Source organism: Bacteroides mediterraneensis, assembly GCF_900128455.1.
Classification (GTDB): Bacteria; Bacteroidota; Bacteroidia; order Bacteroidales; family Bacteroidaceae; genus Phocaeicola; species Phocaeicola mediterraneensis.
The window spans coordinates 1696427-1717321 of the sequence record NZ_LT635783.1 but is presented as its reverse complement, the minus strand read 5'-3'; the positions used below and the strand labels follow the sequence as shown (position 1 = coordinate 1717321).

The following is a 20895-nucleotide window of genomic DNA, read 5'->3' as shown; positions in this document are numbered from 1 at the left end:
AGTGAAATAGCGCAGAGCAAAAGGTGATGCAAAAGCTCTATTAAACGTATTTTTGACAGACAAGCCCCCCTTGAAATACCTTTATTCCAGAACTAAAATTCAAACGTTCAAAGACCGAAAAGACTCTAATAAGCCAAGTTCCTTTAATTCTTTAAACCAGTTTAAGTTTCAATGGAATTCTAACACAAATTTAGAGAAAAATTGTTATTCTGCAAGAGCGTGTTTTATTACATTGTTACTGTTATGCCCCGTAAACGGATTAAACTGTTAAAATAAATGCCTATCCAGCAAAAATATATTATCAAAACAACCCTATTAACGCCATTCCTTAATATGAGACAATCGCCTCATCCGACGTTAAAATTTATTTCAAAGCAATACAACCGACAAAACCACAATCCATGGGGTTGGAGCTCTCCCCCTCCTGTCCATCAGGCAATTGTTTTTTTATTACTCCAGACCAAAAGGTAACAGCCTCCTGAAAAAAATTCCATAAGAAAAACGACGTCTTCCAATCCGGGCGGAAACAAAACGGAGGGGCCGTCTCCATGCAATCTGAGACGGCCCCTCCGTGGGTTCTGTATCCGTTTGAAATCCGGAGCTTACAGCAGTGAGGCGATATAAGCCTTCATTTCGGGAACGGCCTTACGGACTTCCTGATACAGCTTATATTGTGCCAGCGTGCGCACGTAATTGTGCTCGGCATATTTTGTCTGGTAATAGGTATCTCCGTTGAGATAGTCGGCCAGGAAACGCACGGCCTGCATGTAGGGGAACAGCATCACGGCATAGGGCAGCATCTCGATTTCCAGCGGAGTGAGGAAACTCTTGGCCGACTCGATGTATCCCTTGGCAAAGGCCCGGAAAATGTCCATGTTGAAGTGAATCTTGTCCAGGTCGGGCTCGTCTTCGGGAGCGGTGTTGGCTGCCGAACGCAGGAAATCACCGAAATCAGAGAACACAAAGCTCGGCATGGTGGTGTCGAGGTCGATGACACACAGCACGTGGCCGTCCTTGTCGAACAGCATGTTCGATACCTTGGTGTCGCAGTGGCAGATACGTTTCGGCAACTTGCCCTCACGATACAGACGTTCGGCTGCACACATCTCGTCGGCATCCTTTTCGATATCGTCCACCAGCGACTGTACCTTTTCCAGACGCCCTGCGGCATTCTGGGCCACGGCCTCCCGCAGCTGCTTCATGCGGAACTCCATGTTGTGGAAATCGGGGATGGTCTCACCCAACTTCTCCGGAAGGTCGGCCAGCATGGCTTCAAACTCGCCGAACTTCACGCCCACCAGATAAGAAGATTCCGGTGTCACGGCCTCCAGCGTCTGCGATTCGGGAATGAACACGCAGACACGCCAGTAATGTTCCCCGTCGAAATAATAAGTTTTCCCTTCGGTGGTAGGCAGGAAGTGAAGCACCTTGCGGTCGATGTCGGTTTCGTGTGCCTTTTCCAACTTCTCCCGGATGTGGCGGGTCACGCATTCAATATTATGCTGAAGCAGTTCCACATCCTGAAAAACCTGATGGTTGATACACTGCAGGATGTAGTCGAACTCTTTCGAATCTGCTGTCTGCACCTTATAAGTCCGGTTTATCAAGCCAGACGTCAAAGGAATAATTTCCCCTACCTTTCCAACCCTTGGAAATTGTGAAATAATTTCATTAAGCGATTTCATGGTTATCAAATAAATTAAGTTTATAATATCATTTAATTAGAATCTGTATTTTATACGATATACTTTAAAAATATTCTAATTTTTATTCGCTGCAAAGATAGGGAAGTTTTACGGAAAACAATTGTCCAAGAATCATATTTTCTGTAAAATCTTTGCAATATCCCAAAAAGTTTATAGATTTGTGCCCGTTAAAAAACAAAACTCTATGAAAGCCACCATGAAAACACTGGCAGCAATGCTGATTTGCTGCTTCATTTCTGCCTTACACGCAGAAAATATCCAACGCCCGGAAAGCGAAAACTATATAAAAGGTGTAGAAGCTCTTAATGAGGGAGACCCCGAAACGGCTTATACTTACCTGAACGCTGAAATCAACGAGCATCCGGACAACGGTTACGCGCACTGCTATATGGCGCTGATTTGCAATTTCTGCCAAGATACCAAACTGGCGTTGCAGGCCCTCAACTCAAGTCTGGAACTGATTCCGGAGGCCGACAAGGAATACCGCTCGTTCGCACACTACTCCAGAGGCGTACTGCTCACCAACCTGAAAATGTGGGACCGCGCCGAAGAAGACTTGAACGAGGCTATCCGCCTGAATCCGCAGGACGTGGAGAACTACAAGTCGCGCGCACAGCTGTATCTCGAGACCGCACGCTATGAAGAGTCGTTCAACGACCTGACCCGCGCACTCGAACTCGACAGCAAGGCCGATGTGAACGACCTCGTACTGCAGCTCATGGCTGTGGCTCCCAGCAATGAACTGATGGAGCGCATCACGGCCACTTACCAACAACTTGACCAAGTCACAATCCATTAATAACAATCCAACGACTTGGATTTTTACCCTGAAAGCCATCTCATCCCCCTGAGATGGCTTTTTTCATTTGCAGGGAAAAGAATGATTTACTACATTTGCAAAAAATCGGATTTTACTAACATTTTATCAATAAAACAAGAATGAATCGAACAAAAGGGCATCCAAAAGGACTTTATCTTCTCTTCGTAACGGAGATGTGGGAACGCTTCAGTTACTACGGCATGCGCGCACTGTTCATGCTCTACATGGTGCAGGCGCTGCTTTTCGACAAGGAAACGGCTTCACAGGTATATGGCAGCTACACGGGACTGGTGTATCTCACCCCGCTCATCGGCGGATACATTGCCGACCGCTACTGGGGCAACCGACGGTCTATCGTCGTGGGGGCACTGACCATGGCACTCGGACAGTTCCTGCTCTTCCTCAGTGCCTGCTATTTCCATGAGGTGGCACTGGCCAAGTACCTGATGTTCTGCGGACTGGGCCTGCTGATTTTGGGCAACGGCTTCTTCAAACCGAATATCTCGACCATGGTGGGACGGCTCTATGCACCCGACGACAACCGTAAGGACTCGGCCTTCACCATTTTCTATATGGGCGTGAACGTGGGTTCGACCATTGCCCCGCTGGTGTGCGGACTGGTGGGCAACACGGGGCACCCGGAGGACTTCAAATGGGGATTCCTCTCAGCCTGCATCGGCATGGTGCTGGGTGCAGGGGTGTTCCAGCTCTTCAAGAACAAATACATCTGCGACCCTGACGGAAATCCGGTAGGTACGGCCCCCCAGAAAACCGTCGCTGCCACTCCTGCCGCCGGGGATGCACCGAAAAAGACGGGTACCGGACGTACGGCCCTGATGATTGCCAGCACGCTGCTGCTGACCCTGCTTTTCTCGGTCAACTGGGGTGCGGAAGGTGGTTCTCTCTTTGCCGGAGCCGACTGGATTGGCTCGCTGATTTATGCTACGGCCATCGTGATGCCCGTCATCATCATTACCGACCACTCGCTGAACCGGAAGGAGAAGGTGCGCATCGGGGTGATTTACATCATCGCCTTCTTCGTCATCTTCTTCTGGGCTGCCTACGAGCAGGCAGGGGCTTCACTCACCTTCTTCGCCGACGAGCAGACCGACCGCCACATCGGCAGCTGGGAGATGCCGGCCGCCTATTTCCAGTCGTTCAACCCCATCATGATTGTCACGCTGGCCCCGATTTTCGCCGCCGTATGGTCGTTCCTGGGTAAGAGGGGTATCGAACCGAGTTCTCCGCGCAAGCAGGCCATCGGACTGGGATTGCTGGCCTTGGGCTATCTGTTCATCGCGTTTGGCGTGAAGGACGTGGAACCCGGCGTGAAAGTCAGCATGGTGTGGCTCACCGGCCTCTACCTGATTCATACCATGGGGGAACTTTGCCTGGCGCCCATCGGTCTGTCGCTGGTCTACAAGCTCTCGCCGGCCCGCTTCTCTTCCCTGCTGATGGGCGTGTGGTACCTCAGTACCTCGGCTGCCAACAAGTTTGCCGGACTGCTGAGCGGTTACTATCCCGAACACGGAGTGAGCAAGAGTTTCATGGGCTACCCCATCGAGAACTTGTTCGACTTCTTCATGCTCTTTGTCTTCATGAGCGGGGCTGCAGCCGTGATTCTTTTCCTCCTCTCCGGCAAGCTCAAGAAAATGATGGAAGTATAAAACGCGCAATCTCCTGTAACGATTACATGCTCAGCGAAACAGGCCGTCCCCTCCCTGGGAACGAGCTTGTTTCCCCATAGAAAAGTCAGACCATCCCGCCGATTGGCCGGACAGGAAACACAGCCAGGTGAAAAAATGGCTCGGCGGAAAGAGACTACTGAAAAAGCTGTTGAGGACAACGATTCCTCCAAACAATAAAGAGGGCAATAAGACGGCAAAATAAGGTCAAGCTTGCTCCGGCTTCCTACGGCGCACAAAAAAGGCCGTCCCAGATTTGATTCTGAGACAGCCTTGTAAGCTTGTATTTTCTTTCCGGAAGATTCCGAATCAGCTTATTTCATCAGCTCTGCCAGTTTGGCCTCCAGGTCTTCCCCACGCAGGTCGCGTGCCACGATGGTTCCGTCCTTTGAAACCAGCAACGTAGCCGGGATGGCACGGATGCCATAGAGTCCGGCAGCTTCACACTGCCAACCCTTCAGGTCGGACATCTGCGGCCAAGTGATGTTCAGGTCCTTGATGGCCTTCTTCCAGCTTTCGGCGTTGTTGTCCAAAGACACACCTACGATACCGAAACCTTTTGCCTTGTATTTGGCGTAGGCAGCCACTACGTTCGGCATTTCCATGCGGCAAGGTCCGCACCAGCTGGCCCAGAAATCAATCAGTGTATAGTTGTTGGCAGCCACGAAATCCGACAGCTTCACCGGATTGCCTTCCGGCGTATTCAGGGTGAAGTCGATGAACTTCTGTCCCACAGCCGTCTTGGCTACCGTTTCCACGTATTCCTTCAAAGCCTTCACTCTCTCGTCGTTGGCAAAGGCAGCCGGAATCTTTTCCAGCAACGGCTGTACCTTGTCCACTTCGAAAGAAGAGCTGAACATGGTCAGCAACTGTACACCGGCTGCGCTGCCGATATTTTCAGACACCAGCTGATAGATGCGGTCCAGTCCTTCGGTTTCCTTCTGGTCGAGCACCTTCATGATGGAATCACGCTGTGCTTCCGTGAGCAGGGTGTCGCCTTTTGCCTTCTGATACATGTCGTTCATTTCCTTGCCGATACGCTGGTATTCGTCCATGAACTTCTGGTAAGTATCATTGTTCGGTGTACCCGAAACACGGCTTTCCATCGGACTCAGGTTCACCTGGATGTTTCCTTTTTCCACAAATACCATGGTAGCCATCCGGGTATCACCCTTCATGTAAGTCACATAACGGGATACGGCTACTGAATCCGGATTTCCCTTGAATTCAAACGTTCCGTTCTTCACTACGACAGAATCGAGGGCCTCAAAGCCTTCTGCCGTCTGTTTCTGCAAGAACACGGTGTCGCCGTCGGCTGCACCTTCGGCTGTACCTTTGATGGTAAAGCCTGCCTTTTCCTGACAAGCAGCCAGAGACATCAGTCCGGCTGCAGCAAATACTACAAATTTTTTCATCTTGTTATTATAGGTTTTATTCCGATTTGAAAATAACGGGGCAAAGATAATCGTTTCAGGGGAAATGCCTCTATTTTTACAAAAGAAAAAGCAGACAGCACAGCAGATAAGCGCCCCGGCACACCTCGTCGGGCAATCCCGCGTAGTGCGTCAATCCGCTAAAATCAAGCGAAGAGAAGAACAGGGTGATGAAGAGCAACACCACAAAATACGTGGCCCGGCACTTGTAGAGATGGGCCATGCCTTCCACCACATCACGGTCGCTCAGATACGAGTCGGAAGCAAAGCCATAGACGATAGACGGCAGAGCAATGCCCAGCGAGCACACGCCCCACAGTCCGTCGGCCAGCGGAGAACCCGCCAGCGTACCGATGGCACTGCGCACCACATTCCACGGGCCGAAAGCCAGCAGGACACAAAGCCCCGCATAAGCCAGAAACGTCACCGTCGCCAGCCCCAATGCCCGCTTCTCCTTGCGGGAAAACTTACGCGTGCCGCCCGCCATCCTCCGGCAGGCATTCCCCAGTCCGGAATGCACAAACAGTCCCACCCCGAAGAACAGACACACCACCGCCTGAAACACCGGCGAAAGGAGATAATCGTCGAGAAGGGTACGCAACAGCCACCGCAGCCCTTCGTCGCTCAAAAGGCTGCGTACCCCTTCCCATTCATAGATGCTGCCCGTCCACGACAGCAGCGCCGTGAGCAGGAACAGCAACAGGAAGCAGGTGGCCGGATGCAGACTGAATTTATTCCTCATCAGGTTCCAGGTTATCAATATCGAGGATACGGAGCTCGAACGCCCGGGTCACCAGCCGGCAAGCATTCACCCCCGTCCGTTCGTCGGGACGGAACAGGCGGTTCACCAGCTCGTTCTGCCGTTTCTCGATGGATTTCACGCCGAAGGGCATCCCCTTCAGGTTGGTAATCATCTCCTTGGTGTAGCCCAGTGCCAGGTGACGCAGCAGGCGCTCGTCGTATTCGTCGATGTCATAGTCGATGATGGCTTCCTGCCGGCGCTGTTCCACCTCGACCGTCTGCATGAAGCGGGCCACGATTTTTTCCAGTATCGGCTCGTTGAACACCAGTTTCTTGCCGTCCATCACCGCCTGCACGTCGGTCGCCGTCAGCAGTTCACCCGTCTTCAGGATGATACCCACGGCCCCCGCCCGAAGCGCGTCCACCCACAACTTCTCGTTGAGGATTTCTCCGGTAAAGATAAGCACCTTCAGTTCCGGCCGTTCCCGGTGCAGACGGGCACAGATTTCCACACCGATGGTAGTGGAGCCCCCCAGTCCCAGGTCGAGCAGCACCATGTCGGGCGTACACGTCTCCATCAGTTTCCAGAACTCCTCCTCGGTCATGGCCGTGCCAATCACCTCGGCATTCGGTATCTCGTGACGGAAAATCTCTTCCGTCCCCTTCAATTCCAGTTTGACATCTTCTACGATGACCACCTTAAACTTCTCCATATTGTCTTGACTTTATATTTTTCTCATTCGTTATTTCTTGTTTCGTTTCGGCAGAGTAAACCACACGCTGAATCCCTTCCCTCCGCTCCACGGACAGGCATTGATGCGGCAGCCCCTCCGCCCGCCATACTCGTCGTGGTCGCGGATAATCTGCTTGCACACCAGGTATTCCGTGCCCGAGAGATGCGAACCGTCGCCCGACGGACACATCCGCTTCTTGTCGGGATAGAACAAGGCATTGAGCACTTCCTGCGAGTAGGTGCGGCGCGTGTCGATGAAGTCCACCCGGACAAACCCGTCTTCCTCCTTCGCCTCCAGCCGCAACGTGCCCGATGCCTCCTCGCGCAGCGCCTCATCCATCAGGTTCTCCAGCAGGAAAAGCAACAGCACCCGGTCGCCCGTCACCCACAACGGAGGCACCTCAGCCTGCCATTCCAACGTAAAGTTCCGCTTGCGCATCATCTTCTTCAGGTATTTTCCAGCTCCTTCGGCCAGTTCCTTCACGCTCACCTCCGTACGGCGAAATGTCACCTCCTCCAGCTGACGCGATGCACACGAGCTGAGCAGGGTAAATATATCCTTGTAGTATCCGACCAGCTCCGACATATTGTTCAGCAGCTCCTTCCGCTGCGCTGCCGTCACGTCACCACTCAGGCGGTCGGCCACCTGCTTGATGCGGCTCGGATAGTAAATCGTTTCATGCTTGATGGTAGACAGACAGTTGTCGAGCACCATGTTCTGCACGTGCAACTGGTTTTCCTCGAAGAGGGAGCGGCGGGCCTCATCCTGTGCCAGCTCGATGTCGTGGAACTTCCGGTTGACCCGTACCACCACATTATACAACACCACTGCCAGGTAGTTGCACACCATCTCCACCAGCAAACGGTCTTCCTCGCGGCTGTAGGCACGGGCCAGTTTCAAGGCCAGTACCCCCACACAATGCTTCTCGCCTCCGGTCTCCACCCACAACGGCAGATAGCTCCATTTCGTAGCGCCCGTCCACTGCATCTGTCCGGTGTCATAACACCGCTGCAATCGTTCGCGCAATTCCTCCTCCCCTTCTTCCGGTGCAAAGCAGACAGTTTTCAGTCGGCAGGTCTCCTCATCGTACACCGCCAGCGCCATGTTCTCCAGCAGAATCATCTCGTTCAGTTCGTTGAACATGCGACGGAGCATCTTCTCCAGCACCTCGTCGCCCAAGGCGTCCGTACCCGAAGCCGCCGAGAAAAGCGTCCGGTTCACCACAAACACCTGCTCCATGTTGTAGCGGTAATGCAACCGGTGGCGCAGGTAGAGCGCATAATACGCAATCAGGCAGCCGCACACCAGAAGCACGAACAACGACAAGGCAATCCGCTTGTTGCTGGCCGAGCGCTGCATCTGCAAGCAATACTCCTCGAGCGAGTTGTCCTTGCTCAGCCGCTTGTAGAGCGACGCATAAGCTGCATTATTATAGCGGTACTTCCGGAAATCCTTCACGGCCAGTGAAGCCACCGCCGCCTCGTTACGCACATCGAGCAAGATGAAATAATCCGTATCGAACGATTCGGCCAGCCATTCGAGTTCCGCCCCGTCGCCTTCCCCTTCCAGGCGGAGCAACGGCCCGTTCTTTCCCGAATAACGGAGGTAGTGGGCATTCATGTAATACAACACACTGTCGGCCAGCAGCAGCGCCGTGGCATGGTCGCCCTGCACGTTGCACTCATACACCCAGTTGGCATAGTCGTTGGCAATGGCCAGCAGACTGTCGTAAGGCGCCACCTTCCCGCTGTCGGCCACAGGCTCCACCGGTTTCCGGCCAGAGGAACAGGCCACTCCTACCAGCAGGCAGAAGCCCAGCCACAACAGGCCCGCCATCCGCCGCGCCCCCTTCGGCAAGCGGAACGAGAAACGGCTGCCCTTTCCCAGCGTACTCTGTATGTCGAACCGGCAAACCGCGAACACACTGTTCGTCTTCCGGTATTTCTCGATGATTCCCTTGCAGTTCATCAGCCCGAACCCATGTCCTTTCTGACGCTGAAGCTCCGCCGCGTCGGCCGCCGTCTCCATGCCGATGGCCCCCGAATCGTACACCTTCTCGCCCAGGATACGCGAACGGTCCTTCTCCGAAAGCCCCGGTCCGTTGTCCTCCACCGCAATCTCCACATAGTCGGGTGTTTCCTCCGCAGACAGGCTCACCCGCCCCCCTTCCTGCGTGTACTTACGGGCATTCTCCACCAGCGTGTTCATCATGAAAAGGGTCAGAGCCTTGTCGGCCTTCACGCAAGCCGTGGTCTCACCCACCGTGAGCGTCTGTTTCTTCAGCTCAAACGAACGGCGCCCCTTGGCGATGATGGCAAACAGCTCCTCCAGGTCGAAGTTCTCGATGTGGAGGCTCAGCGTGCCCTGCCGCATCTTAATCCACAAGGCCAGTATGTCGTTGTATTCATTGATTTTCGTCACCAGTTCGTCGATGTACACCAGTTTGCCTCGGCGCACCGCCTCCCCGCTGTCCGATGGCAGGGTACGGAGCTTGCGCACCTCGTTCACCATCCGGTCGATATAAGGCACAATCCCCGTCACGATAGACAGGCACGCCTTCTTCACTTCGTTCTGGCGCTTGTTCTCCATGAGATGCAGTTCGTGGATATACTGCTCCTTCTCCAGCCGCTTCTGCTCCTCATCGAGCGATACCAGGTTCATGCCGTGCTCCAGCGTCCAGGCCAGATAAGGCAACAACAGCCGGATGAGAGCCTGCTCCTCCTTGCGTACGGGAGCCGCCAGCCATATCCACAGCCGTCCCACCGTCACCGGCTTGCCCGGCGACTGAAGCTCGAACACCTGCGGAGTGCCCTCTTCCTTGCCCGACGGGACTTCCTCCGCCTCCCCTTCTCCGTCACAGAAGGTAATGCACACGTCGCGCACCCCGAACAGTGCCTTCAGCTCCGGCTTCATGACCTCGGCCACCGCTTCGGCCACCTCCTCCCGGCTCGTAGCCGAAGCAGGGACCGCCCCCGTAATCTGCTGGCAAAGCCCCAGCACCCGCTTCAGTTCCGTGAGGTACACCGTATTCTTTTGCCGCCACGAACGGTTCAGCCAGACAAACAGCACCACCAGCACCAGGAACCCCGCGGCCACCAGCCACAAGAGCACATTCAGCTGGCCCGTCTCCTTTTCCAACGCCGCATAGCGGCTCTCCAGTTCCTTGTCCTGCCGCGTGTAGTCCAGAATATCCAGGTACACGTTGCGGTTGTAGTCCGACTCCGCCTTGCAGCCCATGGCCGAGTACGTGCGGCTCAGCTGTTCCCGCAGGCGGGCAATCCATTCGGGCACCGTATTGATGCCCTCGTCGTTAATCCACTGCAGTTCGATGGAAGTCGTCCCCCCCGGCTGATACGCCTGCAGACGGTCGAGCGAATCCGTGCAATGATAATATTTCTCGTGATGCAGATTGACATAGTTCAACGCCTTCTTCAGATTGACCAGCGCCTTTTCCGGCTGTCCGCTATAATTGTAGAAAGTGGCCAGCGTGCGATACGTCCCCGAAATCTGGTACCAGTCGCCGTAACGCTTGAACAGCCCCAACGCCTCCCGGGCAAACACCAGCGGCAGACTGTCCACCGGCAGACTCTCCGGATTGACCAGCCGCAACAGCCCCGCCCGCTTCTCGCTCAGCAGTTCCCGGTTGCTGCGGAACACCAGCAGTTCCGCCATGGCCTGCAAGGCATTGGCCTCGAAATAAATATATCCCCGGGCCTGTGCCACCTGCAGACACTGCACCAGGTAGCCGAACTCCCCAAGCGTCACCTCCTCGCGGGTAGGCGCCTCGTACATACCGCCAGAGCCCCGCATATACACATAATACAGCCACTGCGCCGTATCCGCCTTCAGGGCTTCTTCGGGCACCGCATTGATGGCCTCCAAGGACTCCCTGTCCTGTTGCAAATAATAATAATAAATTCCTGAAACGATGTAGAACTCCGAGACGGCATAGTTCAGCCGTCCCTCCAGTCCGTTCTTTTCCAGCGAAGAACGGTCCTCGTTAATGCGCCGCAGACGCTGCATCGCGCTGTTATGATAATCATAGAACTCCTTGTTCATGGACGTACGCTGGCAGATTTTCATCATCCCCACGTCGGCCACCAGCCGTTCCAGCTCGTTCTTGCTGGCCTCCGAAGCCTTCTGGAACAAACGGGCCGCATGCTCGAAGTCCATCCGCATGAACGCACAGAACCCCATGTTGTTCAGGGCCTCCGCCCGGCCCGACGCATAGCCGTCGGACCACTTCAAGGCTTCCGTAGCCGCCCGGGACGAGAGCGACAAATCCTTGTAGCGTGCCTCATACGCCACCCGGTTCAACGAATCCACCCGGGCATGCTCCCCATGAGACAGCCGACGCTGGCACGAAGGCCACAGCATGGCGCACATCAGGCAAATCAGCCCCCACATCCCTATCTTCCGAAAACCTTCCTTCATAAACGCACGCGTACAAATCCAGACAAATGTACGAAGTTCCCCTCTAAAAACCACCCCGCCGTGTGATAAAAAAACAAAAGAGAGATTGCAGCGTCCGCATATAAGTCGGCATGCTGTAATCTCTCTCCCTCAGACATGAGTCCGTCTTGAAAACTATTTATTTTTTTGACTCTTCCAGAGATACCTTTCTAAATTCTTTCAAAACTTTTTCCAACTCCAAGGATGCCTTGCGTGCACGAGTGCCTGCAGCTTTGTTACCTTTTTCTGCCTGCAATTCAGCATCAGCTACCAAAGCGGCATTCAATTCTTTGATCTTTGCAATTAATTCGTTCATAATTCTGACTATGATTTTGATTAAACATACTCAAAGTAAATACAAATACCTCAATCTGATACTCTTACGAACTCTTTTTTTGCATATTTTAATAGAAAAATTTCCACTTGACGTATTTATACAGACTTTATGGTCAGTTTTATGACACATCGTGTTTCCAGGGTCACCCGGAAGCGGTTGTCCACCCGCTCATTGACCAGCCACACTACACGTTCTCCGTCGCACACCACCAGCTGGCGCTCCTTGTCGAAACGGGAGAACTTTTTGTCGCGCAAATAGTTACGTACCGACTTGAAACCCTTCATGCCGAAGGGTATGAACTTGTCGCCCGACCGCCATTTCCGCAAGGTCAGTTCGCCCTGCACAGCCGCCGCATCCACGTACACAACCTTATTATTATCCCGCGGCACTGCAAACGGAGGCTCCACCTCCATCCGTTCCTGCCGCAGTTCCGGCAAGCGTTCCGTTTCCGCTCCTGCCGGACGGCGCACCAGCCGGTCACGGTCTACCAGCAATGTCCACTCCCGGCTATGGAACATCCGGCCCGGCTCCCCGTGCAACGCCCGGAACACATCGTCCACCTGCGCCGCATTGAAGCCCATCGGATGCAGCAGTTCGAACAACAGGTTCTTCGGCCCCGGTTCGCGGCACAAGGCCGGAATGTCGATGGTCTCCCCGTCGGGCATCACCCGCCGCCGGGCCTCTTCCAGGGCCTTGTGATACACCACTGCCACGTCGGACAGGCGCCGGGCCGTCTCGGCAATTGTCTCGCTGACCGAAGGGTTAAGGGTTTCCAGCAGCGGAATCACGTGCAGCCGGAGCTTGTTGCGCATGAACTCGTCCTGCAGGTTCGTGCTGTCGGTCACATAATCCTGTCCCAGCGCAGAAAGATAGTCCACTATCTCCGCCCGGCTCACGCACAAGAACGGACGCACCACCTCGCCGTTCACGGGACGGATGCCCTGCAAGCCGTCAATGCCCGTGCCCCGCACCAGGTTGAGCAGGAACGTCTCCACACTGTCGTCGCGGTGATGGGCCACTGCCACCACCTTCGCCCCGCAGGCCCGGAGCCGTTCGGCAAACCAGCCGTAACGCAGTTCCCGCGCCGCCATCTCGACGGATATGCCCCGCGAAGCCGCATACGCCTTCGTATCGAAGTGCGTCACCTGCAACGGTACCCCCAGCCTTCCGGTCAGGTCGCGCACAAACCGCTCGTCGCGCACCGACTCCTCCCCGCGGAGGTGAAAGTTACAATGAGCCGCCTCACACGCATACCCCAGCTGGAGCAACACCCGCAGCAATGCCACCGAGTCGGCCCCGCCGCTCAGTGCCACCAGCACCTTGTCGCCCCGGCCAAACAAGTGCTTCTCTTCGATAAACTGACTGACTTTCCTTGCAAACATGTTGCAAACATAGGGATAAAATGCGAAAAACGCTCCCCTGAAGATTGTAATTTAAAAACGGTCTAAATAACTTGCGAGAAAGAAAGCAATGCCGTATCTTTGCAAATGAAATAAAAACGATGCAAACAACATGAAACTTTCGGAATTGAAAACAGGTGAGAAAAGCGTCATTATCAAGGTCCTCGGACACGGAGGATTCCGGCGCCGCATCATCGAAATGGGGTTCATCAAGGGAAAGACCGTAGAAGTGGTGCTCAACGCCCCGCTCAAAGACCCCATCAAATATAAAATCATGGGCTATGAAGTCTCCCTCCGCCGGCAGGAAGCCGACATGATTGAAATTGTCAGCGAAGAGGAAGCCCGGCGCACAATGGAGACCGACACCTACCATGAGCCCATCTCACAAGGCATCCCCGTGAGCGACGAGGTGATGCGCAACATCGCACAAGGAAAACGACGCACCATCAACGTGGCGCTGGTGGGTAACCCCAACTGCGGAAAAACCTCGCTCTTCAACGTGGCCTCGGGCGGACACGAGCACGTGGGCAACTACAGCGGTGTGACCGTGGATGCGAAGGAAGGCTTCTTCGACTTCCAAGGCTATCACTTCCGCCTCATCGACCTGCCGGGCACATACTCCCTCTCGGCCTACAGTCCGGAAGAGCTCTACGTGCGCAAGCACATCATCGAGGAGACCCCGGATGTGATTATCAACGTGGTGGATGCAGGCAACCTGGAACGCAACCTCTACCTCACCACCCAGCTCATCGACATGAACGTGCGCATGGTCATCGCCCTCAACATGTACGATGCCTTGCAGCACAGCGGCAACCAGCTGAACTACCACAAGCTGAGCGAACTGCTGGGCGTACCCATCGTGCCGACCATCAGCCGTACGGGCGAAGGCATCGACAACCTGTTCCACGTGATTATCGGCCTGTATGAAGGCATCGACTTCATGGGACAGAAAGACGAAATCAAGAACGAAATCCTCCGCGAGTTCCGCGAATGGCACGATGCCTACGTGCCCGACCACAAATACAAAGGAGCGGAAGACAACTTCACGGCCAAAGGCTTCATCCGCCACATCCACATCAACCACGGACCGGAAATCGAACGGAGCATCGACGCCGTGAAGAAGGAAATCAGCAAGAACGAGAACATCCGCCACAAATACTCCACCCGTTTCCTGGCCATCAAGCTGCTGGAGAACGACAAGGACATCGAGACGCGCGTCATCGCCCCGCTGCCCAACGGCAAGGAGATTCTGGCGGCCCGCGACAAGGAGGCGGAGCGCCTGCGCCAGCTGGGAAACGACGACAGCGAGCAGTGCATCGCCGATGCCAAGTATGGTTTCATCTCGGGTGCCCTGAAGGAGACCTTCACGCAGACCAACCACGACACGGAGACCTTCACACGGGTGGTGGACAGCATCGTGACCAACCGTTTCTGGGGCTACCCCATCTTCTTCATCTTCCTGTACATCATGTTCGAGGGTACCTTCGTGCTGGGTGAATACCCGCAGCGACTCATCGAATGGCTGGTCGCCCTCATCGGACAAGGAGCCGAAAAATTCCTCAGTCCGGGCCCGCTGAAAGACATGATTGTGGACGGCATCATCGGCGGTGTGGGAGGCGTCATCGTGTTCCTGCCCAACATCCTGCTGCTCTACTTCTTCATCTCGTTCATGGAAGACTCCGGCTACATGGCCCGTGCCGCCTTCATCATGGATAAAATCATGCACAAGATGGGACTCCACGGCAAGTCGTTCATCCCCCTCATCATGGGCTTCGGCTGCAACGTGCCGGCCATCATGACGTCGCGCATCATCGAGAGCCGCAAGGCCCGTCTGGTCACCATGCTGGTGAACCCGCTCATGTCGTGCAGTGCCCGTCTGCCCATCTACCTGGTGCTGATTGGGGCCTTCTTCCCGGGCAAGGCCAGCCTCATCCTGCTGTCCATCTACGCCATCGGCATCCTGCTGGCCGTACTCATGGCCCGCATCTTCACCAAGTTCCTGGTGAAAGGTGACGACACGCCCTTCGTGATGGAACTCCCGCCCTACCGCATGCCGACGGCCAAGGTCGTGCTGCGCCACACGTGGGAGAAAGGAAAGCAATACCTCAAGAAGATGGGCGGCATCATCATGGTGGCTTCCATCATCATCTGGTTCCTGGGTTACTATCCGAACCACGATGCCTATGCCACACAGGCCGAACAGCAGGAGAACTCCTACATCGGCCAGCTGGGAAAGGCCATCGAGCCGGTCATCGAACCGCTGGGATTCGACTGGAAGATGGGCATCGGTATCCTGTCGGGCGTAGGCGCCAAGGAACTGGTGGTCAGTACACTGGGGGTTCTCTATACAAATGACGACGATATCGACTCGGTGAACCTCTCCGAGCGTATTCCCATCACGCCGCTCGTGGCCTACTGCTACATGCTGTTCGTGCTGATTTATTTCCCGTGCATCGCCACCCTGGCCGCCATCCGGCAAGAGTCGCGCAGCTGGAAATGGCCCGTCTTTGCCGCGGCCTACACCACCGTGCTGGCCTGGATTGTCGCCTTTGCGGTGCACCAGATAGGAAGTTTGTTCATTTAACCCTAAAAACCTACCCCTTATGAGTATGCAAGACCTTTTCGTATATATCATCGTAGCCGGCTGCGTGCTTTGGAGCGGACGACGTTTCTTCCGTCAGGTCATCCGGCGGAAAGGACAGGCCGGCGGATGCGGCTGCACCGGTTGCAGCGGATGTACCGGATGTGCCCTGCACAAGGATTTGGACAGCCTGAAAAAACGCACTTGCGTTTCCGATAAAACGCTTTGACGTTTCAGGTAAAACGCACTTGCGTTTCAAACAAAACTCCCTTACGTTTTCCATCAAACGTAAGGGAGTTTTTTATGCATCGAAATCAAACTGATTTACAACGAGTTACAAATCGCGGAAAATCCTTTTACTCCCGGCTCACCACCTCCACGCGGCTCAGTGTATGGTTCACCCGCTCCACGTGAATCTGCGTGGCAATCCGTTCGCGCAGAGCCTCCACGTGACTGATGATGCCCACCTTCTTGCCGCCAATCTGGTGCAGCCTTTCGAGCGACTCCATCACCGTGTTCAGGTAGTCGCTGTCCAACGTGCCGAATCCCTCATCGATGAAAAGCACATCCACCGAAAGACTCTTCCGGTTGAGCGACGACAGTCCCAAGGCCAGCGCCAGCGACACCAGAAAACTCTCTCCACCCGAAATGGTGGAAGTGGGACGCTTCACCCCACCCTGGTACTCGTCGCGCAACAGGATAGTCAGTCCCCCCGGCAGACACTCCATCCGGTAGCGGTCGGTCAGGCGGCTCAGGTAATGGTTGGCCCCGGCCAGCAACTGGCGGAGCACATAACTCTGGGCGATGTTGCGGAACTTCTTCCCGTCGGCACTGCCGAAGAGGGCAGCCACTCCCGCCCAACTGTCCACTTCCTTCTGTTTCACCTCTATCTGTTCCTTGAGTTTCCGGATGCGCTGCAAGCCCTCTTCCTGATGCGCCAAAACCTGCGCAATGGCCCCCAGACGGGACACCTTCGCCGTCAGCGCTTCCTCCCGGCGGGCTATCGTTTCTTCCACGACCTCCGGCGTCACCGCCTCCATATCCTGCGGACGCTGCGCCCGATGCCCCTCCAGTTCGCGGGCCACCCGCTCTTTTTCCGCCCGGCACGCAGCCAGTTCGTTGTCCAGTTTCTGCAAGGTACGGCGGGCCGTCTGCACTTTCTCCAGCTCCAGCCCCACCAGCTTCTCCAGGTATTCGCCCGAGATTTCCGGATGGGCCGCCAGGAAGGCTTCTACGCCCGCCCTCTTTTCTTCCGCCAGCTTGCGGGAAGTCTGCAAAGCCTGACAGGCGGAAAGCACCGCCGCGTGCAAGGCATTCCACCGGGCCGGAAGCCCCTCGGGACACGGACCGTCGGGCACCGCCTCCCCGTCTGTCTCTTTCCAGGCCGGACACACCGTCCAGATGGACAGCCGTATCTCCTCCACCTGATTCTGCTGCCCCGTGAGCGACTCCACCTGATGCGCAAGTCTTTCCTTCTCTTTCTGCCGTTCCGCATAACGGACCACTTCCTCCTGCAAGCGGGTGATAAATTCCTCCCGGCCGGTCTGCCAGTCGGCTTTCCAGGGAACAAAAGTCACCAGCGCCTCCCCTTTCTCCATACACTGGGAAACGGTGAGCCGCTCCCGCGCGAGGGCTTCCTCCAGCATACGGAGTTCCGCTTCCAGACGGGACACGGCCTTGTCGGCCTCCTCCACCTTCCGGTGCCACTGCTCCCGGTCGGCGGTCAGCGCCTCGCGTGCCTTGGTCAGCCCATTCAACCGCTGCTGCAGTTCCTCGGCCTGCCGCCACTGGATGTCCAGCCGGCCACAAACCTCCTGCTGTGCCTGCAAGGCCTGTTCCACCTGCACCATCCCGTCGGCTGTCTCCGTCACCGCGGCCACCAGCGGCTGCTGCTTCACCGCCACCTCCGCCTGCCGGAAAGCCGCTTCTGCCGCCGTTTCCTTCTTCGCTTCCATGGCTTCCTGCCGCGTCAGGGCACGCACCTCTGCCTCGGCCCGGGCCAAGGCCGCCAGTACCTCTTCCGTCCGGCGGGTCTTTTCCGCCAGCAAGACACGTACCGGCTCCAGCAACGACACAAAGTGAGCCTCATTCTCCAGGTCCTCCTCCACCGGACGGCCACAGACCGGACACACATCGCCTTTCGACAGCCGGGCACGTGCCTCCCGCGCCCAGTCCGTACACGCCATCTGCTGCTTGTCGTACACCTGCTGCACTTCCTCCTTTTCCCTGCGGAAGGCCTCGGCCTGTGCTTTCAGTTCCTCCACCGCCTGCTGCTGCCGACGGCCCTCGTCCTGCAAAGCCTTCCGGTTCTGCTGCACCTCCAGCCAGGCCTTTTCCTTCTCCATCCGGAGCGCCAGTGCCTCCCGCAACGCCTTCCAGTCGCCCAACCGGGTATCGGCTGCCTGCTTCTCCCGCCGGAGCTTCTCCGGCTGCAAGGCCTCCAGCTGCGTGCGGCAAGCCGTGACTTCCGCCTGCTTCTTTTCTTCTATCTTCCGGGCTTCCTCATACGCCGCCGCAGCCTTCTGACGTGCCTCGGCCATCTTCCGCTGCTCCGCTCCCTTGCGGCCCTGTTCCTTCCGGCAATCCTCCGTCACCTGAAGCGACCGCCGAATCTGGTCGGACAAGGCCGTGAGCGACTGCACCGCCTCGTACACCGGCACTTTTTCCTGCACCCCTGCGAGGAAGTCCTCGCACGCCGCCAGTTCCTTCCGGCTGCGGTCGCGCATCCGCTCCAGCCGGACATATTCCCCGTTCAGGGCATGATATTTCTGGGCCAGCCGGGCCAGCTCCTCTTCCGCCGTGCGGACGCGCTGCTGCAAAGTCGCCTGCTCGGTCCACTGGAAACGCACGTCGGCCGTACGGTCCCAATCTTCCAGCAACGCCTTGTTGCGCCTGTAGCCTTCCGACTCCACCCGTTCCGTCACGGCCTGGAGCGCCTTTCCGGCCTCCTCCTGTGCCAGTACCAGCTTTCGCTCGTCGGTCATCCATTTCCACAAATCCTGCCATTGCTTCAGTTCCTTGCGGAGTGCCGTGGTCTCTGCCGTCGCCTGCGTCTGTTCCGCCTGCAACGCCGCCAGCTCCTCGTCGCCCAACAGCACGATGCCGCCCGTCTGTGCCTTCAGTTCCTGCAACTCGGCCTCTTTTTCGGTCTTCATCACATAGATTTCCCGGCTGATGCGCGAATAGATTTCCGTGCCCGTGAGTTTCTCCAGGATGTTCGATTTCTCTTCCTCCTTGCTCTTGAGGAACTTGGTAAACTCTCCCTGCGCCAGCAGCGTGGTCCGGCAGAACTGCTCGAAGGTGAGGCCGATGCGCCGTTCAATCTCCGCCCGCGTCTCCGTCGACTTGTTGGTGAGCGGGGTACCGTCCTGCAAGGAAAGGGTCCACACCACTTTCTGGATTTTTCCACCCGCCTTGTTGCGCGCCCTTGCCACGCTCCACACCGCCCGCAGGGCCTCCCCCGCGGCATCCGTGAACCACAGTTCCACCTGCGCCGACACACTGTCGCGCCGCATCAGCATGCGGGAATCGTCGATGCTCACGCCTTCCGTCTGCCCCGAGAAACTGTCGTTCTCGTCCTGATAGCGTTCGTTGGCCGCCTGTTTCAGACGGGGCGTGGTGTTGTAAAGGGCCAGGCACACCGCATCCAGCAGCGTGGACTTGCCCGCTCCCGTCGGTCCGCAAATCAGGAAGATGGAATCCTCGCCCAACGGCCCGTGTGCAAAGTCGATGCACGCCTTCTCGATGGAAGCAATATTTTCGATAATGAGTTTCTGTAATTTCATGCGTTCTTATTCCTCTTCTTGGGTCTGCACCCGTTTCACAGCCTCTTCCAGCAGGTCGAGCATTTCCGGCGAAATGTCGCGCTGGAACTTGTCGCGGTAATAGATGGCGGCCACCTGCGACGGAGAGAAGGTCTGCAAGCGGTCCACGTCGAGTTCCGTCGTGTCCTCGGTTGGTTCCGCCGTCTCCCGTTCCCACTTGTAACGGCAGAAACGGCACTGCTTGCCGCGGGTCAGTTCGTAGGCCCGCTCCATGCAATAGGCCGGAGGCACATCCTGAATCCGGACATGCAGCTGCACATACAGCTTTTCTTCGTCGGGAAGGGCCTGCAAGACTTCCAAAGCCTCTTCCAGGGGGACGGCCTGCGCGGGCAGCACCTTCAAGGGCCAGAGGTTCCGCACGGGACACGTACGCACTTCGGGCGCAGCACCGTGTGAGGCCAGTTCCACTACGCTCACGGAATGTCCGTAACTCTCGTCGAAGCTGACGGGCAGCGGAGAACCGCAATAGCGGGCCCGTCCGCCGGGCAAGGTCTGCGGAAAATGAATGTGTCCCAGGGCCAGGTAATCATACCCCTCACCCATCAGACGGATGTCGGTGTAGTCCATGCCGCCGCGTCCGTCGTCCTGTCCGGTAATGTCGCTTCCCGTCACGGCCAGATGGGCCATCAGCACCACCGGCAGTCGGGCCGCGTTCCGCTCCGCCACCCGGTCGAGCAAAGTCTGGATAAAGAAGCGCTGCCGGTCTTCGCGCGGCACCTCCTCGTCCAGAGACGGGAAGTTCTGCGGATAGACATGAGGCAGGGCCACCACATAGCCCTTCGGCTCCCCGGCTCCGTCCTTCACCTCCACGAGGTGACGCTCCAGGTCCACCTCGCCCGCCTCGTTGCGGCAGATGGAGCCGACCACGGTCACTCCGGCATACTTCCAGAGGTTGCGGCTGATTTCCAGCTTGGAACTGCTGTCGTGGTTGCCCGCCGTAATGACAATCTGCATCGACGGACACGTCTCGTGCAAGTCCACCAAGGCATCGGTATACAACCGCTGGGCAGAGGCCGAAGGGCTGCAGTAATGAAACACGTCGCCCGACACGAGCAACGCGTCGGGCTGTTCTGCGGCTACCCGGTCGCGCAGCTGCCGGAGGAAGTCCCGTTGTTCCTCGCTCCGGTCATAATCGAACAGCTGCTGCCCCAGGTGCCAGTCACTGGTATGTATGATTTTCAT

At 56.4% G+C, this 20895-nt stretch carries 13 protein-coding genes; 4 read left to right on the top strand and 9 right to left on the bottom strand.

Features of this window, described 5'->3' with window-relative positions:
* Nucleotides 1–602: 602 nt before the first annotated feature.
* Nucleotides 603–1685 carry a phosphotransferase enzyme family protein gene (locus BQ7480_RS06915; protein ID WP_072542273.1) on the bottom strand — a complete coding sequence of 361 codons (1083 nt, stop codon included), beginning with the start codon at nt 1683–1685 and terminating at the stop codon, nt 603–605.
* Between the two features lie 205 nt (nt 1686–1890).
* Here BQ7480_RS06915 and BQ7480_RS06910 point away from each other — a divergent pair, with 205 nt between their 5' ends.
* Both BQ7480_RS06910 and BQ7480_RS06905 read left to right on the top strand, forming a co-directional pair.
* Nucleotides 1891–2505, top strand: coding sequence for a tetratricopeptide repeat protein (locus tag BQ7480_RS06910; RefSeq protein ID WP_072542272.1), 615 nt, complete (start codon nt 1891–1893; stop codon nt 2503–2505).
* A gap of 140 nt (nt 2506–2645) precedes the next feature.
* Nucleotides 2646–4193, top strand: a complete 1548-nt coding sequence (locus BQ7480_RS06905) for a peptide MFS transporter (RefSeq protein WP_072542271.1) — start codon at nt 2646–2648, stop codon at nt 4191–4193.
* A gap of 332 nt (nt 4194–4525) precedes the next feature.
* Here BQ7480_RS06905 and BQ7480_RS06900 read toward each other — a convergent pair whose 3' ends face one another.
* The 6 genes from BQ7480_RS06900 to tilS all read right to left on the bottom strand — a co-directional run bounded on the left by BQ7480_RS06900 (nt 4526) and on the right by tilS (nt 13290).
* Complete coding sequence (locus tag BQ7480_RS06900) at nt 4526–5626, bottom strand: TlpA disulfide reductase family protein (RefSeq protein ID WP_072542270.1); 1101 nt, start codon at nt 5624–5626, stop codon at nt 4526–4528.
* A 76-nt stretch (nt 5627–5702) separates the two neighbouring features.
* Nucleotides 5703–6386, bottom strand: a complete 684-nt coding sequence (locus BQ7480_RS06895) for an AbgT family transporter (protein WP_072542269.1) — start codon at nt 6384–6386, stop codon at nt 5703–5705.
* Nucleotides 6376–7098, bottom strand: a complete 723-nt coding sequence (locus tag BQ7480_RS06890; protein WP_072542268.1) for a DUF5932 domain-containing protein — start codon at nt 7096–7098, stop codon at nt 6376–6378. Before BQ7480_RS06890 ends, BQ7480_RS06895 begins: the two co-directional genes overlap by 11 nt.
* Before the next feature lie 30 nt (nt 7099–7128).
* Entirely contained in the window at nt 7129–11553 is a 4425-nt protein-coding gene (locus BQ7480_RS06885; RefSeq protein ID WP_072542267.1) for a DUF5112 domain-containing protein, read from the bottom strand.
* Between the two features lie 157 nt (nt 11554–11710).
* Nucleotides 11711–11887, bottom strand: coding sequence for a histone H1 (locus BQ7480_RS06880; protein ID WP_007561922.1), 177 nt, complete (start codon nt 11885–11887; stop codon nt 11711–11713).
* A gap of 116 nt (nt 11888–12003) precedes the next feature.
* Nucleotides 12004–13290, bottom strand: coding sequence for a tRNA lysidine(34) synthetase TilS (tilS, locus tag BQ7480_RS06875; RefSeq protein ID WP_072542266.1), 1287 nt, complete (start codon nt 13288–13290; stop codon nt 12004–12006).
* 130 nt (nt 13291–13420) lie between these two features.
* Between tilS and feoB the strand changes: the two genes are divergently transcribed.
* Together feoB and BQ7480_RS06865 are read left to right on the top strand one after the other, a co-directional pair.
* The gene (gene feoB, locus BQ7480_RS06870) at nt 13421–15892 is read left to right on the top strand and encodes a ferrous iron transport protein B (protein WP_072542265.1); all 2472 of its coding nucleotides are present in this window, start codon (nt 13421–13423) and stop codon (nt 15890–15892) included.
* 19 nt (nt 15893–15911) lie between these two features.
* Nucleotides 15912–16118 (top strand): FeoB-associated Cys-rich membrane protein, encoded by a 207-nt coding sequence (locus BQ7480_RS06865; protein WP_072542264.1) that lies wholly within the window; start codon nt 15912–15914, stop codon nt 16116–16118.
* A 127-nt stretch (nt 16119–16245) separates the two neighbouring features.
* Here the strand turns inward: BQ7480_RS06865 and BQ7480_RS06860 are convergent, their stop codons facing one another.
* Together BQ7480_RS06860 and BQ7480_RS06855 are read right to left on the bottom strand one after the other, a co-directional pair.
* Nucleotides 16246–19674, bottom strand: coding sequence for an AAA family ATPase (locus BQ7480_RS06860; RefSeq protein WP_072542263.1), 3429 nt, complete (start codon nt 19672–19674; stop codon nt 16246–16248).
* A gap of 6 nt (nt 19675–19680) precedes the next feature.
* Nucleotides 19681–20895, bottom strand: coding sequence for a metallophosphoesterase family protein (locus tag BQ7480_RS06855; protein WP_072542262.1), 1215 nt, complete (start codon nt 20893–20895; stop codon nt 19681–19683).

Excerpts from the sequence above, each read along its gene's own strand:
- tilS (WP_072542266.1), bottom strand. The coding sequence starts at position 13,290 with ATGTTTGCAAGGAAAGTCAGTCAGTTTATCGAAGAGAAGCACTTGTTT.
- BQ7480_RS06895 (WP_072542269.1), bottom strand. The coding sequence starts at position 6,386 with ATGAGGAATAAATTCAGTCTGCATCCGGCCACCTGCTTCCTGTTGCTG.
- BQ7480_RS06865 (WP_072542264.1), top strand. The coding sequence starts at position 15,912 with ATGAGTATGCAAGACCTTTTCGTATATATCATCGTAGCCGGCTGCGTG.
- BQ7480_RS06890 (WP_072542268.1), bottom strand. The coding sequence starts at position 7,098 with ATGGAGAAGTTTAAGGTGGTCATCGTAGAAGATGTCAAACTGGAATTG.
- BQ7480_RS06915 (WP_072542273.1), bottom strand. The coding sequence starts at position 1,685 with ATGAAATCGCTTAATGAAATTATTTCACAATTTCCAAGGGTTGGAAAG.
- feoB (WP_072542265.1), top strand. The coding sequence starts at position 13,421 with ATGAAACTTTCGGAATTGAAAACAGGTGAGAAAAGCGTCATTATCAAG.
- BQ7480_RS06910 (WP_072542272.1), top strand. The coding sequence starts at position 1,891 with ATGAAAGCCACCATGAAAACACTGGCAGCAATGCTGATTTGCTGCTTC.
- BQ7480_RS06880 (WP_007561922.1), bottom strand. The coding sequence starts at position 11,887 with ATGAACGAATTAATTGCAAAGATCAAAGAATTGAATGCCGCTTTGGTA.
- BQ7480_RS06885 (WP_072542267.1), bottom strand. The coding sequence starts at position 11,553 with ATGAAGGAAGGTTTTCGGAAGATAGGGATGTGGGGGCTGATTTGCCTG.
- BQ7480_RS06860 (WP_072542263.1), bottom strand. The coding sequence starts at position 19,674 with ATGAAATTACAGAAACTCATTATCGAAAATATTGCTTCCATCGAGAAG.
- BQ7480_RS06855 (WP_072542262.1), bottom strand. The coding sequence starts at position 20,895 with ATGAAAATCATACATACCAGTGACTGGCACCTGGGGCAGCAGCTGTTC.
- BQ7480_RS06905 (WP_072542271.1), top strand. The coding sequence starts at position 2,646 with ATGAATCGAACAAAAGGGCATCCAAAAGGACTTTATCTTCTCTTCGTA.
- BQ7480_RS06900 (WP_072542270.1), bottom strand. The coding sequence starts at position 5,626 with ATGAAAAAATTTGTAGTATTTGCTGCAGCCGGACTGATGTCTCTGGCT.